We start from the raw sequence: 16,143 nt of genomic DNA on the forward strand, positions 1-16,143 counted from the left end.
GAGCGGAACCAATACCAGCCATCACCCAAATAACGGATATACACCCAAAACACGCCCAATCTCACCAAAGACAACACCCAGTGACCACTGAGGCAACCTGTCACGCGGCAAAAGACCACGCCTTGCTCTCGCGAAAATGGGACTACTCTTTCAGCAATGCTTGACCCAGATCAAAACCTTCGCCGGGATTGCTCTGGCGGCCGCAAGGCCAGAATCCCTGCGTGGTTGGTTATAAAAAGAAACGAATTTGAATTCGCCACACTCCATATCCGTGGGGGCAGTGGGTGCAGGCCTCCAGCCAGCATTCGGTATTACCTGACAGAGGAAGACTTATGTTCGGTTTGGAGGCGCTAGATCTCGCCCGAATTCAATTCGCGTTCACCATCTCATTCCATATCCTGTTCCCGGCCATCACCATCGGCCTGGCCAGTTACCTTGCGGTGCTGGAAGGCCTGTGGCTCAAGACCCACAACGACACCTACCGTGACCTCTACCATTTCTGGTCGAAGATCTTTGCCGTCAACTTCGGCATGGGCGTGGTCTCCGGTCTGGTCATGGCCTATCAGTTCGGCACCAACTGGAGCCGCTTCTCGGACTTCGCCGGTGCCGTCACCGGGCCGTTGCTGACTTATGAGGTGCTCACGGCGTTCTTCCTCGAAGCCGGCTTCCTTGGGGTCATGCTGTTCGGCTGGAACAAGGTCGGGCGCAAGCTGCACTTCTTTGCCACGGTGATGGTGGCCGTCGGCACGCTGATCTCGACTTTCTGGATTCTTGCCTCCAACAGCTGGATGCAGACGCCACAGGGCTTTGAAATCATTGATGGCCGGGTGATTCCAACCGACTGGCTGGCCGTGATCTTCAACCCGTCGTTCCCCTACCGCCTGATGCACATGGCCACGGCCGCGTTCGTCGCTACCGCGTTCTTCGTCGGCTCCTCGGCGGCCTGGCACTTGCTGCGCGGCAAGGACAACCCGGCGATCCGCACCATGCTGTCGATGGCAATGTGGATGGCGCTGATCGTTGCACCGATCCAGGCGGTCATCGGTGACTTCCACGGCCTGAATACCCTCAAGCATCAGCCGGCGAAGATCGCCGCGATTGAAGGCCACTGGGAAAATATCGGCAACGAGCCCACGCCGCTGATCCTGTTCGGCTGGCCGGACATGAAGGCTGAAAAAACCAAGTTCGCAGTAGAAATTCCGTACCTGGGCAGCCTGATCCTGACCCACTCCCTGGACAAGCAGGTGCCGGCCCTCAAGGAGTTTCCGCCTGAGGACCGTCCCAACTCGACCATCGTGTTCTGGTCGTTCCGGGTCATGGTGGGCCTGGGCTTCCTGATGATCTTCACCGGCCTGTTCAGCCTCTGGCTGCGCCGTGGCGACAAAATGTACACATCCAAGCCGTTCCTGTACCTGGCGCTGTGGATGGGCCCGTCCGGCCTGATCGCGATTCTCGCTGGCTGGTTCACCACCGAGATCGGCCGTCAGCCGTGGGTGGTCTACGGGCTGATGCGCACGGCAGACGCTTCGTCCAACCACAGTTTTGCGCAGATGAGCATTACGTTGGTGTTGTTTGTGGTGGTGTACTTCGCGCTGTTCGGCGCGGGCCTGGGCTACATGATGCGCCTGGTGCGCAAAGGGCCTGTGACCCACGAAAGCACCGAGCCTACTCACGGTGGTCCTGGGCAGAAACGCACACCGGCCCGTCCGTTGTCGGCGGCTGATGACAGTGCCGATGCCGATCACGGCGACACCTTGAACAAGGGGAACTGAGCCATGGGTATTGATCTTCCGCTGATCTGGGCCGTGATCATCATCTTCGGCATTATGATGTACGTGGTCATGGATGGCTTCGACCTGGGGATCGGCATTCTCTTCCCGTTCATCCCGGGCAAGACCGACCGTGACGTGATGATGAACACCGTCGCCCCCGTGTGGGACGGCAACGAAACCTGGCTGGTACTCGGCGGCGCGGCGTTGTTTGGCGCGTTCCCGCTGGCCTATTCGGTGGTGCTCTCGGCGCTGTACCTGCCACTGATGCTGATGCTGATCGGGCTGATCTTTCGCGGCGTGGCGTTTGAGTTCCGCTTCAAGGCCAAGGACGACAAGCGTCACCTGTGGGACAAGGCCTTCATCGGCGGCTCGCTGGCAGCGACGTTCTTCCAGGGCGTGGCGCTGGGGGCGTTCATTGATGGCATCCCGGTGGTCGACCGGCAGTTTGCCGGTGGCTCCCTGGACTGGCTGACGCCGTTCACGATGTTCTGCGGCGTGGCCTTGATCGTGGCGTATGCGCTGCTGGGCTGCACCTGGCTGATCATGAAGACCGAAGGCAGCTTGCAGGAGAAGATGCACAACCTGGCTCGGCCCCTGGCCTTCGTGGTGCTGGCGGTGATCGGTATCGTCAGCCTCTGGACGCCGCTGGCCCACCCGGAAATCGCCTCGCGCTGGTTCACCCTGCCGAACCTGTTCTGGTTCCTGCCGGTGCCGATCCTGGTGTTGGTGACCATGTACGGCCTGATTCGCGCCGTGGCCCGCAATGCGCACTACACGCCGTTCCTGCTGACACTGGTGCTGATCTTCCTTGGCTACAGTGGCTTGGGGATCAGCCTGTGGCCGAACATCATCCCGCCGTCAGTCTCGATCTGGGACGCCGCCGCACCGCCGCAAAGCCAGGGCTTCATGCTGGTGGGCACCTTGTTCATCATTCCGTTCATCCTGGGCTACACCTTCTGGAGCTACTACGTGTTCCGCGGCAAGGTCACCCACGAAGACGGTTATCACTAGGAGGATTGACTCATGTCCGGCAAACCTTCGTTGCACGACATCGAACAGGCCGAGAAAAAGCCGCTCTGGCAGCGCCTGGGCTGGCTGGCGATGATCTGGACCGGCAGCGTCCTGGCCCTGTTCGTGGTGGCCAGCCTGATGCGCATGTTCATGAATGCCGCGGGCCTGACCACCCACTGACATCCCGTTGTAACTATTGCCCTCCTTTATGGAGGGCTTTTTTATTTGCGCGCCTTGAGGACCACGAACTTCGGCGTGGTCGCCACTTGCTCGACGCCACGGAACAACCGCGCCAACTTGGTGTGATAACCCAAGTGACGGTTGCCGACGATGTACAGGGCGCCGCCCACCACCAACGCTTCCCGCGCTTGCTGGAACATGCGCCAGGCGAGGAAGTCTCCCACCACTTGCTGCTGGTGGAACGGCGGGTTGCACAGCACCACATCCAGTGACTGCGCTTCCTGATCGGCCAGGCCGTCGCCGGGGCGAATCAGCACGTCACGTTCGCCCAGCGCCGCGCGCCAGTTCTCGGCCGCCGATTGCACCGCCATATAAGACTCGTCGACCAGCGTGTACTGCGCCTCGGGGTTTTGCAGCGCGCTGGCAATCGCCAGGACGCCATTACCGCAACCCAGGTCGGCTACGCGGGCGCCGCCCAGGTTTTGTGGCAGGTGCGGCAGGAAGGCCCGGGTGCCGATGTCCAGGCCTTCGCGGCAGAACACGTTGGCGTGGTTGAGCAGTTCGATGGCCGGGGTTTCCAGGCTGTAGCGCGTAGGGTAGGGCGATACGGCGTGTGGCCGATCGGCCAGGGTGGCGATCAGCAGTCGGGCCTTTTTTACCGCCAGTGAGGCGTGCATCGGGCCGATGTAGCGCTCCAGCAGTTCGCCGGCAGCCCGTGGCAGGTGCTTGACCATCGCCCCGGCAATCACTTCGGCGCCGGGTGCCAGTTGACCTTGCAGGCGAATCAATTGTTCTTCGAGCAGGGCCAGGGTTTTCGGCACGCGGATCAGTACGCGGTCGAACGGCCCGGCAGGTGTCTGGCTGGCGGGCAGGAACGTTACCGCGTCGAAAGCCTTGCCGTTGCGCGCCAGGTTTTTCTCCAGGCCCAGGGCGCCGAGGAACGAGTCACCACTGGAGGTGACCTGCACATGCCCTTCGAGGCTGGCCGCCAGCGCGCCGAAACTGTCGTTGAGCACGAGTACGCGGGTCGCCGTCGTCAGCTGTTGTTCCGCCAGGTAGCTGAGCAAATACTCATCGGCTGCATCAAACGCTTGCAGCGGGTCGTTGTGCTGTTCTGGCTGACGGATCAGGTCGAGTTGGGCGAAGGGGCTGTCGAGCAGGGGCATGGCGGGGGAGACTCTGGGTAAGCGAACCATCGGGGTGAGCGGCGACGCGAGGCGCATCAGGGGCTCGCGTCATCACCCGGAACTGGCCGCAAATGTTACGTTTTTTTCCCCTGGATTACATGCGGTGTTTAAAACAACCCGCATTTGACTGCCGTGATCACTGCGGCAATCTTGTTACTGACCCCCAGTTTCTTCATCGCACTGCTGATATGGAAGCCGACCGTGCGTTCGGACAGGCACAGGATGGTGGCGATGTCCGAGGCGGTCTTGCCCAAGGCCGACCATTGCAGGATTTCGGTTTCCCGCGGGGTCAATTTGCTGGGCGCTTGCGGGCTGGGATTGTCTGCGTATTTTTTGGCCACCACCGCGTGCATGGCGTGGCAAATCCAGAGCACTTGCCCGGCTTTTTCATAGAGTTCTTCAGGGCCCACTGGGCCGGTGGCACGCCCCAGGCTCAACATGCTGAAAACACCCTGGAAGTCATGAACCGATTGGGTCCATCCGAAATTCAGTCCGTTGGACTGGGCATGGGCCCATAAGTCCGGTACCGAAGAAAAGGTTTTCTCGTCCCATACGATCGGTAGAACCGAGCGTTTGCAATGCGCAACCACAGGGTCGAGATCAAAGTAGTGCTCTTGTCTGTACAGCGTATTCCATTCATTGGAATAGTTGTTGAGGTTGACGGTTTTCGTTTGGTTGTTGGGTAGATGAGAACTAAGGGTGAATGCGCAGTATTGGAAGCCAAGCTCGTAGGTAAGGTTGAGGGCAGCTTCGTACATACTGGTTATTTCGCTTTCCCCTTCGAGTTTGGGCAGGCGAGTGTTGTGCCAGTTGACCATCGGTAACTCTCCATGTGAACGGTTCTTACATGGGGTACTTCCAAGGCCCCCGTTTACAGCGTGAAAAATAGTGTAGGACAACGGCTACAGCTCGAAATGAAAATTTAGTTATGTTCAAGCGGGCGTTAGGCCAATAACATTTGTACAACCTGGCTGCGGTGTACAGGTTTCAGGCGTTCGATAAGATTTTTTTCTATTAGTTTTAAGAACTTGCTCTAAATGCGCCTTGTTAATATTTAGTTACAATCCCTCATCTAATGGCTTGTTGGAAGGCGACTAATAGCCAAATATTTAGTACCGCCCAGCGGTTGCCACAATGGGCAGCGGCAATTCCAGCACAAACCATCGGTGTTTCCAGGCGGCGCTTTGGGGGACACTAGGGGCCTCTGCAAATGGAGTTTCCCATGACGGCCAGTGCTGAAAAATACACCCGCCAGACCCTGCTCGACGTGAAATCGCTGACTCCCAGCCTGTTTACCCTGCGCACTACCCGAGACCCGGGCTTTCGCTTTTGCGCCGGGCAATTCGTGCGCCTGGGGGTGACCAAGGCCGATGGCAGCATTGTGTGGCGTGCTTATTCGGTGGTGTCCTCGCCCTTTGACGAGCACCTGGATTTCTTCTCTATCGTCGTGCCGGGTGGCGAGTTCACCAGTGAGCTGAGCCGCCTGCGCGAGGGCGATACCCTGCTGGTGGAACGCCAGGCCACGGGCTTTCTGACCCTGGACCGGTTTGTGGATGGTCGTGATCTGTGGCTGTTGGGCACCGGGACCGGTATTGCGCCGTTTCTCTCGATTCTGCAGGACTTCGAAGTGTGGGAGAAATTCGAGCGGATTATCCTCGTCTATAGTGCCCGCGAAGCAAGGGAGCTGGCTTACCAGTCGTTGATCCATGAACTGGGCGAACGTGAGTACCTGGCAGAATACGCCCACAAGCTCACCTACATTCCCATTGTCACCCGCGAGCAACATCCGGGCGCGCTGAATGGGCGGATTACCACCCTGATCGAGAACGGCGAATTGGAGCGCGCCGCAGGCATCGAGCTGACCCCCGAGCATTCCAGGGTGATGATTTGCGGTAACCCGCAGATGATCGACGACACGCGTCAGTTGCTGAAACAGCGCGACATGCAACTGAGCCTGACCCGCCGTCCGGGGCAGGTCGCGGTAGAAAACTACTGGTAAAACAAAGGCGCCCTGCAGGCGCCTTTACTTTTTGCCGAGCTTACTCGGGCTTGCTGTTCTGTGCCTTGAGCAGATCGCGGATCTCCCCCAGCAGCACTTCTTCCTTGGTCGGGACCGGCGGCAGGCTAGGTGCCACGGCCTCTTCACGCTTCAGGCGGTTGATGGCCTTCACGCCCATGAAGATCGCAAACGCAACGATCACAAAGTCGATCACACTCTGGATGAATTTGCCGTACGCCAGTACGACGGCCGGCGCATCGCCCTGGGCGGCTTTAAGCGTTACGGCCAGGTCGCCGAAGTCGACACCCCCGATCAACAGGCCGATAGGTGGCATCACCACGTCGCCTACAAAGGATGAAACAATTTTGCCGAAGGCGGCGCCGATGATAATACCGACCGCCATGTCGACCACATTACCTTTGACCGCGAAGGCCTTGAACTCACTTAACACGCCCATAGGTTATTCCTTGTTACAGATGAGGAGGTAGAAGCCAGTGTAAGACAGTGTGGCGAGGCTTGCTCGACACAACTGCTAACAGTGTCCGTTTTTATCGACACATTAAATCGCAAATAGTTTGCAAAGTGCCACCAATCGCGCGCGGAATACCCGCTATTTCAGTGGGTTACCACACTATTTTCTTTATCGGGGTGGTACGGCTTTTCTATTTATCTTCTGACTCGCGGGTCACTAGCCTCTGGCAAGCACAACTCAATGTGCACTAAAAAAACCAGAGGATACCTCGATGAAAAACCCTATTAGCCGCGGGCCTATTTCTGCGCGACAGGTGCTGTTTGCAGTGAGCGCCAGTCTTCTTTCGCTGTCCGTACACGCCGCCAACCTCACGCGCGATAATGGCGCGGCGGTCGGTGACAATCAGAACTCGCAAACCGCCGGTGCGAATGGCCCGGTCCTGTTGCAAGACGTGCAACTGATCCAGAAGTTGCAGCGCTTTGATCGCGAGCGTATTCCGGAGCGCGTTGTGCACGCCCGTGGCACCGGCGCTCACGGTACTTTCACCGTCACCGATAACCTCAGCGACCTGACCAAGGCCAAGGTGTTTGCCGCCGGTGAAGCCACGCCGGTATTTGTGCGCTTCTCTGCGGTCGTTCACGGCAACCATTCGCCGGAAACCCTGCGTGACCCGCGCGGCTTCGCCACCAAGTTCTACACCGCCGAAGGTAATTGGGACCTGGTCGGTAATAACTTCCCGACGTTCTTTATTCGCGATGCGATCAAGTTTCCGGACATGGTTCACGCCTTTAAACCAGATCCGCGCACTAACCTGGACGATGATTCCCGTCGCTTTGACTTCTTCTCCCATGTTCCGGAGTCCACTCGTACGTTGACCGAGTTGTACTCGGACTCCGGTACTCCAGCCAGTTACCGGGAAATGGACGGTAACGGTGTACATGCCTACAAGTTGATTAACGCCAAGGGCGAAGTGCACTACGTCAAGTTCCACTGGAAGAGCCTGCAAGGCATCAAGAACCTCGATCCTAAACAAGTGACTGAAGTACAGGGCCGTGACTACAGCCATATGACCAATGATTTGGTCACGCACATCAATAAGGGAGACTTCCCCAAGTGGGACCTGTATGTGCAAGTGCTGAAACCGGAAGACCTGGCCAAGTTTGATTTCGACCCGTTGGATGCCACCAAGATCTGGCCGGACGTGCCAGAGCGCAAAGTCGGGCAGATGGTGCTGAACCGCAACCCGGCCAACGTCTTCCAGGAAACCGAGCAAGTCGCCATGGCGCCGGCCAACCTGGTGCCGGGCATCGAGCCGTCGGAAGACCGCCTGCTGCAGGGCCGGGTGTTCTCCTATGCCGATACGCAAATGTACCGCCTGGGGCCAAACGCCCTGCAACTGCCGATCAACGCACCCCGGGTGACCGTCAACAACGGTAACCAGGACGGCGCGATGAATTTCGGCAAGACCACCACTGGCGTGAACTACCAGCCAAGCCGCCTGCTGCCACGGGAAGAGCCGCAAACCGCGCGGTACAGCCAGTCGGCCCTGTCGGGCAGTACGCAGCAAGCGAAGATCCAGCGTGAGCAGAACTTCAAGCAAGCCGGCGACCTGTACCGCTCGTTCAACAAGAAAGAGCGTCAGGACTTGATCGACAACTTCGGCGGCTCCCTGGCCACCACCGATGACGAGAGCAAGCACATCATCCTGTCGTTCCTCTACAAGGCGGATCCGGAGTACGGCACAGGCGTGACCAAAGTGGCCAAGGGCGACCTGGCCCGCGTCAAGGCATTGGCCGAAAAGCTGACCGACTAACCGCCCACGCTCCCTGTAGGAGCCGGCTTGCCGGCGATAACGCCCACAAGTACGCCATCGCCGGCAAGCCGGCTCCTACAGGTGGCACATCACTGAGAATTTGCCATGCGAATCTTTATAGGCGCTGTCCTTGCGTGTTTGTCGTTCAGCGTATTGGCCGAACAAGCTGACCCGGCCGCGCTTAAGGCACAACTGCAGGATTACTACTTCGACGCCGCCCGCCGTGGCGACGTGGACATGCTCAACACCTTCATCGAATCCGGCTATTCGCTGAACACCCAGGATGAAAAAGGCTACACGGCGCTGATTCTCGCCGCCTATCACGGTGAAAGTGCCTACGTGGACCGATTGCTCGCCGCCGGCGCCGATGCCTGCGTGCAGGACAAACGCGGCAACACCGCGTTGATGGGCGCGATCTTCAAGGGTGAGCTGAAAATCGCCCAGCGCCTGCTCGCCACCGACTGCAACCCCGACCAGCGCAACGGCGCCGGACAAACGGCGGCCATGTATGCCGGGCTGTTCAAACGCGTGGAACTGCTGGATGAACTGAAAGCCAAGGGCGCCGATCTGAATGCCGAAGACCCGATCGGTAACAGCGCTTCACGTTTGGCCAGCGGTGAAATCCGTACCCCGGCGCCGCGCTGAGCTATCATCGCGGTTTTTCGGTTGGAGGTTCTCAAATGGCAAAGGCCAAGCGCATGTATGGCTGCACGGAGTGCGGCGCGACCTTTCCCAAGTGGGCCGGCCAGTGCACGGAATGCGGTGCGTGGAACACCCTGACCGAAACCATGATCGAGAGTGGCGGCGCCGTGGCCCCCAGTGGCCGTTCCGGCTGGACCGGGCAACAAACCCAGATCAAGACCCTGGCCGAAGTCAGCGTCGAAGAAATCCCGCGTTTCTCCACCGCTTCCGGTGAACTGGACCGGGTGCTGGGCGGCGGCCTGGTGGATGGCTCGGTGGTGCTGATCGGCGGTGACCCGGGCATCGGTAAGTCCACGATCCTGCTGCAAACCCTGTGCAGCATCGCCAGCCGCATGCCGGCGCTGTATGTCACCGGCGAAGAATCCCAGCAGCAGGTGGCCATGCGTGCGCGCCGCCTGGGCTTGCCTCAGGACCAACTGCGGGTGATGACCGAAACCTGCATCGAAAGCATCATCGCCACCGCGCGCCTGGAAAAGCCCAAGGTGATGGTGATCGATTCGATCCAGACGATTTTCACCGAACAACTGCAATCGGCACCGGGTGGCGTGTCCCAGGTGCGGGAAAGTGCCGCGCTGCTGGTGCGCTATGCGAAACAGAGCGGTACGGCGATTTTCCTGGTGGGCCACGTGACGAAAGAAGGCGCGCTGGCCGGCCCACGAGTGCTGGAACACATGGTCGACACCGTGCTGTATTTCGAAGGCGAGTCCGATGGGCGGTTGCGTTTGTTGCGGGCGGTGAAGAACCGTTTTGGCGCAGTCAACGAGCTGGGTGTGTTCGCCATGACTGACCGGGGCTTGAAAGAGGTCTCCAACCCGTCAGCGATTTTTCTTACCCGCGCCCAGGAAGAAGTCCCAGGCAGTGTGGTGATGGCAACGTGGGAAGGCACCCGGCCGATGCTGGTGGAAGTCCAGGCGCTGGTGGACGACAGCCACTTGGCCAACCCGCGTCGTGTCACCCTGGGCCTGGACCAGAACCGGCTGGCGATGTTGCTGGCGGTATTGCACCGCCACGGCGGCATTCCCACCCATGACCAGGATGTATTCCTCAACGTGGTGGGCGGGGTCAAGGTGCTGGAAACCGCGTCTGACCTGGCGTTGATGGCGGCGGTGATGTCCAGCCTGCGCAACCGGCCGTTGCCCCATGATTTGCTGGTGTTTGGCGAAGTGGGCCTGTCGGGTGAAGTGCGCCCGGTGCCCAGTGGCCAGGAGCGTTTGAAGGAAGCGGCCAAGCACGGCTTCAAGCGCGCCATCGTGCCCAAGGGCAATGCGCCGAAAGAAATGCCACCGGGGCTGCAAGTGATCGGGGTGACGCGCCTGGAGCAGGCGCTGGATGCCCTGTTCGAATAGTCGCCAGCCACCCATCACCCCTGTAGGAGCCGGGCTTGCCCGCGATGGCGGTGTATCAGCTGATTGATATGCAAACTGACACACCGCCATCGCAGGCAAGCCAGCTCCCACATGTTCAGGTCTCCAGCAAGGCGGCGAATTCCCGCTCCAGCTCTGCCTGATCACCGAGGTTCAGCTCGATTATCCGCCGCAGGTGGCTGATGGAGTCGAGGTCGATGTGTTCGCACACAAAGCCGAGCTGCCCATGATCGTCGTGGGTTAGCCGCACCTGCATCTTCACGTCGGTCTCGGCGTCGAGATGAATGTCCACATCGAACGATTCGTAGCGATGGCCGTGCCATTCTTGCGGCCGTTGCACCAGCAAGCCCTTGAGCGACAAATCTACCAATTGCACCGACCAGACATGGCCGTCTTGCGTGAGCTCGGTCCTGGCGTCGAAGGCAATGCGTCGGAAACGGCGTCGGTCTGAAGGCTGTTCGCTCATGGTGAAACCCTCTGTGGATAAAGGAATTGTAGCCGTGCGCCATCATGGGACGGTTTTTTCTGCTTTTTTCGCTCCGGCAAGGCTCTAGACCAACGTAGGGGGGTGGCCTTTAAGGCCAGTAGCGCTAAACTCGGGATGGCTGTCTTTCTGTCCACCCTGGCTGGAATATAAAAATGAAAAATAATAATAGCCTGCTACGCCATCTACCCTGGCTGCTGCTGGCAATCGTAGGAGCGTGCGCCCTGGGCGTAGTGGCCTTGCGCCGCGGCGAGGCGATCAACGCCTTGTGGATCGTGGTCGCAGCAGTGGCCATTTATCTGGTTGCTTACCGTTACTACAGTCTGTTCATCGCTAACCATGTGATGCAGCTCGATCCACTGCGGGCTACCCCCGCTGTGCTGAACAACGACGGTCTGGACTATGTGCCGACCAACAAACACATCCTTTTTGGTCACCACTTCGCGGCAATCGCCGGCGCAGGGCCTTTGGTCGGCCCGGTACTGGCGGCGCAGATGGGCTACCTGCCCGGCACGTTGTGGCTGATCGCCGGCGTGGTGCTGGCGGGGGCGGTGCAGGACTTCATGGTCCTGTTCCTGTCCACTCGTCGCAACGGCCGTTCCCTGGGGGACATGGTCCGCGAAGAAATGGGCCGTGTGCCCGGGACCATCGCGCTGTTCGGCTGCTTCCTGATCATGATCATCATCCTCGCGGTGCTGGCGCTGATCGTGGTCAAGGCCCTGGCCGAAAGCCCGTGGGGCATCTTCACGGTGATGGCAACCATTCCGATCGCGATGTTCATGGGCATTTACATGCGCTACATCCGCCCGGGCCGCATCGGTGAAATCTCGATTGTCGGCGTGCTGTTGCTGCTGGGTTCGATCTGGCTGGGCGGGCAGATTGCCGCTGACCCGGTCTGGGCCAAGGCCTTCAGCTTCACCGGCATCCAGATCACCTGGATGCTGGTGGGTTATGGCTTCGTGGCTGCCGTGTTGCCAGTGTGGCTGATCCTCGCACCACGGGACTACCTGTCTACGTTCCTGAAAATCGGCACCATCATCGCCCTGGCGATTGGCATCCTGGTGACCATGCCCGACCTGAAAATGCCGGCGCTGACCCAGTTCATCGATGGCACCGGCCCGGTGTGGAAGGGCGGCCTGTTCCCGTTCCTGTTCATCACCATCGCCTGTGGCGCGGTCTCGGGTTTCCACGCACTGATCTCCTCGGGCACCACGCCCAAGTTGCTGGCCAGTGAAGGGCACGCCCGTTACATCGGCTACGGCGGCATGTTGATGGAGTCGTTCGTGGCCATCATGGCGATGGTTGCCGCTTCGGTGATCGAGCCAGGGGTGTACTTCGCCATGAACAGCCCGGCCGCGATTGTCGGCGGTGACGTGGTGGCTGTGGCGCAAACCGTCAGCAGCTGGGGTTTTGCAATTACCCCGGAAGCGTTGCAGGCGGTGGCCCATGACATTGGTGAGTCCACCATCCTGGCCCGTGCCGGTGGTGCGCCGACCCTGGCGGTGGGTATCGCGCAGATCCTGCACAGCGTCCTGCCGGGTGAAAACACCATGGCGTTCTGGTACCACTTTGCGATCCTGTTCGAAGCGCTGTTCATCCTGACTGCGGTCGACGCCGGTACCCGTGCCGGTCGCTTCATGCTGCAGGATTTGCTCGGCTCCTTCGTGCCGGCGCTCAAGCGTACCGAGTCCTGGACGGCCAACCTGATCGCTACCGCAGGTTGCGTGGCGATGTGGGGTTACCTGCTGTACCAGGGCGTGATCGACCCACTGGGCGGCATCAACACCTTGTGGCCGCTGTTCGGTATCTCCAACCAGATGCTGGCCGGTATCGCGCTGATGCTCGCCACGGTTGTGCTGATCAAAATGAAACGCCAGCGCTACATCTGGGTGACCATGCTGCCAGCCGTATGGCTGCTGATCTGCACCGTGACCGCAGGCTTCATCAAGCTGTTCGACGCCAACCCGGCGATCGGCTTCCTGTCGCTGGCCAAGAAATACAGCGATGCCCTGGCCGGCGGCCAGATCCTCGCACCGGCCAAGAGCATCGACCAGATGCAACACGTGATCTGGAACGCCTACACCAACGCAACGCTGACGGCGCTGTTCCTGTTCGTGGTCTTCAGCATCCTGTTCTATGCGCTCAAGGTCGGCATTGCTGCCTGGGGCAAAAAGGAACGTACGGATAAAGAAGCGCCATACCAGGCCATCCCGGACGCTTGATAGAGGATTGCAATCATGTTCAATGACATCAGTCGCCTCGGTAAATACCTCGGTCAGGCCGCGCGCCTGATGGTCGGCATGCCCGACTACGACACCTACGTCGAGCATATGCAAACCAAACACCCGGACAAACCGATGATGGACTACAAGGCGTTCTTCCGGGAACGCCAGGAAGCCCGTTACGGCGGCAAGGGTGGGCCCAAGTGCTGCTAGCCCGGTAGTTCGGGCTGCGGTGATCCCTTGTGGGAGCGGGCTTGCTCGCGAAGGCGGTCTTTCAGTGATGCATGTGCTGACTGACACGCCGCCTTCGCGAGCAAGCCCGCTCCCACATTTGTTTTGTGTTTCTTCAAGGAGAATTCTTTGTCCTCTCCCATTCCCGTCACCGTCCTCAGCGGCTTCCTCGGCGCTGGCAAGACCACCTTGTTGCGTCACCTGCTCAAGGCCGAGCACGGCTTGAAAATCGCCGTGATCGAAAATGAATTCAGCGACGCCGGTATCGACACCCAATTGCTGGGCAGCGAGCCGGTGCAAGTCATGACCCTGTCCAATGGCTGCGTGTGCTGCACCATCCACACTGACCTGACCAAGGCCCTGTACCTGTTGCTGGAGCGCCTGGACAGCGGCGAGATCGCGTTCGACCGCCTGGTGATCGAGTGCACCGGCCTGGCCGACCCGGCCCCCGTGGCCCAGACCTTTTTCATCGATGAAGAACTGCGCGAGCGCTACATCCTCGACGGCATCATCACCCTGGTGGACGCGGCCCACGCCGAGCACCACCTGACCCAGACCATCGCCCAGGCGCAGATCGGGTTTGCCGACCGCCTGCTGGTGAGCAAGCGCGACCTGGTGGACGATGCCACCTTCGACGCCCTCAGCGAGCGCCTGACCCGTATCAACCGCCGGGCGCCGATTCGTGTGGTGGAACACGGCAAGATCGACCTCGCCGAACTGCTGGATGTGCGCGGCTTCAACCTCAACGCCGGCATGAGCCTGCGCCCGGTGAGCCAGGCGCCGTCCATCGACCGTATTTCCAGCCTGGTGCTGCGCACTGACCAGCCGCTGGATATCGACAAACTCAGCGAGTTCATGAACGAGCTGCTGGAAGACCACGGCAAGCAATTGCTGCGCTACAAAGGCGTGCTGAACATTGCCGGGGAAGACCGGCGCATGGTGTTCCAGGGCGTGCTGAAGCTCTACGGGTTCGATTGGGACACCGAATGGGCCGAAGGCGAAGCGCGGGAAAGTGTGATTGTGTTTATTGCTGACGAGTTGCCGGAAGAGAAGATTCGCGAAGGCTTTGCGCGGGTTTACCAATCCTGACTTGAAACGCAGTCAAAATGTGGGAGCGGGCTTGCTCGCGAAAGCGGTGTATCAGTCAGCCCATGCATCAACTGACACAGCGCTTTCGCGAGCAAGCCCGCTCCCACATTTGATGTCATTTCAAATTGAGAAAGCAGCGTTTTCAGGCATAAAAAAGCCCGGCTCAAGAGCCGGGCTTTTCATTCAAGCAACTGCAATCAAGCGCCGTATACCGGCAGCTTCTTGCAGATGGCCTTGACCTTCTCACGAACAGAATCAATCACTGCTTCGTTGTTCAGGTCAGCCAGGATGTCGCAGATCCAGCCAGCCAGTTCCTTGCACTCTGCTTCCTTGAAGCCACGAGTGGTCACAGCCGGGGTGCCGAAGCGCAGGCCGGAGGTGACGAACGGCGAACGTGGGTCGTTCGGTACCGAGTTCTTGTTCACGGTGATGAAGGCTTTGCCCAGAGCGGCGTCAGCGTCTTTACCGGAGATGTCCTGCTTGATCAGCGACAGCAGGAACAGGTGGTTCTCAGTACCGCCGGACACCACGTCAAAACCGCGCTCGATGAACACGCCGGCCATGGCCTTGGCGTTTTTCACCACTTGCTGCTGGTAGGTCTTGAACTCAGGCTGCAGGGCTTCCTTGAAGCAGATCGCTTTGGCGGCGATCACGTGCTCCAGCGGGCCACCCTGGCCGCCCGGGAATACCGCGGAGTTCAGCTTCTTCTCGATCTCGGCGTTGGCGCGAGCCAGGATCAGGCCGCCACGTGGACCGCGCAGGGTCTTGTGGGTGGTGGTGGTCACGACGTCAGCGAACGGCACCGGGTTCGGGTAGACGCCAGCGGCGACCAGACCGGCCACGTGGGCCATGTCGACGAACAGGTAGGCGCCGACCTTGTCAGCGATTTCGCGGAAGCGTGGGAAATCCAGGATCTGCGAGTAGGCAGAGAAACCGGCCACGATCATTTTTGGCTTGTGCTCAACGGCCAGGCGCTCGACTTCGTCGTAGTCGATCAGGCCGTTGCCGTCGATGCCGTACTGAACGGCGTTGTACAGCTTGCCGGAGGAGGAAACGCTGGCGCCGTGGGTCAGGTGACCGCCGTGGGCCAGGCTCATGCCCAGGATGGTGTCGCCCGCTTGCAGCAGGGCCAGGTACACGGCGCTGTTGGCTTGGGAGCCGGCGTGTGGCTGGACGTTGGCGTAATCGGCGCCGAACAGTTCCTTGGCGCGGTCGATGGCCAGTTGCTCAACGATGTCGACGAACTCGCAACCGCCGTAGTAGCGCTTGCCCGGGTAGCCTTCGGCGTACTTGTTGGTCAGAACCGAACCTTGAGCCTCCATCACGGCGGGGCTGGTGTAGTTTTCCGAAGCGATCAGCTCAATGTGCTCTTCCTGGCGCTGAGCTTCTTGCTCCATGGCGGCAAAGAGATCGGCGTCGTACTTGGCAATAGTCAAATCACGGCTGAACATGGCGGTCCTCAAGGATCGGGGGCAGAAAAGAAGCGCATTCTAACCCAATGGGTTTTAGATGGCATATGAAAGGACATCATGTCGCGGACAAGCGGGATTCACTTAGGGATGAGCGGTGCCCTTGTGGCGAGGGGGCTTGTCCCCCGTTGGGCTGCGCAGCAGCCCC

The 16,143-nt window shown here is 59.8% G+C and carries 15 protein-coding genes; 10 read left to right on the forward strand and 5 right to left on the reverse strand.

Annotated features, from left to right (window positions below; genetic code table 11):
- Window positions 1-332 precede the first annotated feature (332 nt).
- The 3 genes from HX839_RS11040 to HX839_RS11050 are packed head-to-tail and all read left to right on the forward strand — an operon-like array spanning window position 333 to window position 2,963.
- On the forward strand, window positions 333-1,772 hold the full coding sequence (locus tag HX839_RS11040; protein WP_008432808.1) for a cytochrome ubiquinol oxidase subunit I: 1,440 nt from the start codon (window positions 333-335) through the stop codon (window positions 1,770-1,772).
- 3 nt (window positions 1,773-1,775) lie between these two features.
- Window positions 1,776-2,783 carry a cytochrome d ubiquinol oxidase subunit II gene (cydB, locus tag HX839_RS11045; protein ID WP_008432810.1) on the forward strand — a complete coding sequence of 336 codons (1,008 nt, stop codon included), beginning with the start codon at window positions 1,776-1,778 and terminating at the stop codon, window positions 2,781-2,783.
- Between the two features lie 12 nt (window positions 2,784-2,795).
- Window positions 2,796-2,963, forward strand: a complete 168-nt coding sequence (locus HX839_RS11050; RefSeq protein WP_003215809.1) for a DUF2474 domain-containing protein — start codon at window positions 2,796-2,798, stop codon at window positions 2,961-2,963.
- A gap of 41 nt (window positions 2,964-3,004) precedes the next feature.
- On the opposite strand, the gene HX839_RS11055 is transcribed toward HX839_RS11050, so the two are convergent.
- Together HX839_RS11055 and HX839_RS11060 are read right to left on the reverse strand one after the other, a co-directional pair.
- On the reverse strand, window positions 3,005-4,129 hold the full coding sequence (locus tag HX839_RS11055; RefSeq protein ID WP_003215811.1) for a methyltransferase: 1,125 nt from the start codon (window positions 4,127-4,129) through the stop codon (window positions 3,005-3,007).
- A gap of 128 nt (window positions 4,130-4,257) precedes the next feature.
- The gene (locus tag HX839_RS11060) at window positions 4,258-4,968 is read right to left on the reverse strand and encodes a LuxR family transcriptional regulator (RefSeq protein WP_177054418.1); all 711 of its coding nucleotides are present in this window, start codon (window positions 4,966-4,968) and stop codon (window positions 4,258-4,260) included.
- 404 nt (window positions 4,969-5,372) lie between these two features.
- Here HX839_RS11060 and HX839_RS11065 point away from each other — a divergent pair, with 404 nt between their 5' ends.
- The gene (locus tag HX839_RS11065) at window positions 5,373-6,149 is read left to right on the forward strand and encodes a ferredoxin--NADP reductase (protein ID WP_177021863.1); all 777 of its coding nucleotides are present in this window, start codon (window positions 5,373-5,375) and stop codon (window positions 6,147-6,149) included.
- A gap of 40 nt (window positions 6,150-6,189) precedes the next feature.
- Here HX839_RS11065 and mscL read toward each other — a convergent pair whose 3' ends face one another.
- A complete protein-coding gene (gene mscL, locus HX839_RS11070; protein ID WP_003215816.1) occupies window positions 6,190-6,606 on the reverse strand; it encodes a large-conductance mechanosensitive channel protein MscL in 417 nt (138 codons plus the stop codon).
- 286 nt (window positions 6,607-6,892) lie between these two features.
- Here mscL and katB point away from each other — a divergent pair, with 286 nt between their 5' ends.
- From katB to radA, 3 genes are all read left to right on the forward strand, one after another.
- A complete protein-coding gene (gene katB, locus HX839_RS11075; RefSeq protein WP_003215817.1) occupies window positions 6,893-8,434 on the forward strand; it encodes a catalase KatB in 1,542 nt (513 codons plus the stop codon).
- A gap of 105 nt (window positions 8,435-8,539) precedes the next feature.
- A complete protein-coding gene (locus HX839_RS11080) occupies window positions 8,540-9,079 on the forward strand; it encodes an ankyrin repeat domain-containing protein (RefSeq protein WP_023659179.1) in 540 nt (179 codons plus the stop codon).
- A 35-nt stretch (window positions 9,080-9,114) separates the two neighbouring features.
- Window positions 9,115-10,482: a DNA repair protein RadA gene (radA, locus tag HX839_RS11085; protein WP_003215821.1), complete on the forward strand. Its 1,368-nt coding sequence runs from the start codon at window positions 9,115-9,117 to the stop codon at window positions 10,480-10,482.
- A 115-nt stretch (window positions 10,483-10,597) separates the two neighbouring features.
- On the opposite strand, the gene HX839_RS11090 is transcribed toward radA, so the two are convergent.
- The gene (locus HX839_RS11090) at window positions 10,598-10,966 is read right to left on the reverse strand and encodes a PilZ domain-containing protein (protein WP_003215824.1); all 369 of its coding nucleotides are present in this window, start codon (window positions 10,964-10,966) and stop codon (window positions 10,598-10,600) included.
- A 173-nt stretch (window positions 10,967-11,139) separates the two neighbouring features.
- On the opposite strand from HX839_RS11090, the gene HX839_RS11095 reads away from it, so the two are divergent.
- The 3 genes from HX839_RS11095 (at window position 11,140) to yjiA (ending at window position 14,526) form a co-directional block, all read left to right on the forward strand.
- Entirely contained in the window at window positions 11,140-13,206 is a 2,067-nt protein-coding gene (locus HX839_RS11095) for a carbon starvation CstA family protein (protein ID WP_003215826.1), read from the forward strand.
- Window positions 13,207-13,221: 15 nt separating this feature from the next.
- Complete coding sequence (locus tag HX839_RS11100) at window positions 13,222-13,419, forward strand: YbdD/YjiX family protein (RefSeq protein WP_003176208.1); 198 nt, start codon at window positions 13,222-13,224, stop codon at window positions 13,417-13,419.
- Between the two features lie 147 nt (window positions 13,420-13,566).
- Window positions 13,567-14,526 (forward strand): GTPase, encoded by a 960-nt coding sequence (gene yjiA, locus HX839_RS11105; RefSeq protein ID WP_003215828.1) that lies wholly within the window; start codon window positions 13,567-13,569, stop codon window positions 14,524-14,526.
- Window positions 14,527-14,723: 197 nt separating this feature from the next.
- On the opposite strand, the gene glyA is transcribed toward yjiA, so the two are convergent.
- Window positions 14,724-15,977: a serine hydroxymethyltransferase gene (glyA, locus tag HX839_RS11110; RefSeq protein ID WP_003215829.1), complete on the reverse strand. Its 1,254-nt coding sequence runs from the start codon at window positions 15,975-15,977 to the stop codon at window positions 14,724-14,726.
- Window positions 15,978-16,143 lie beyond the last annotated feature (166 nt).

Source organism: Pseudomonas sp. I8001 (assembly GCF_013385345.1).
In the GTDB taxonomy this organism is placed as follows: domain Bacteria; phylum Pseudomonadota; class Gammaproteobacteria; order Pseudomonadales; family Pseudomonadaceae; genus Aquipseudomonas.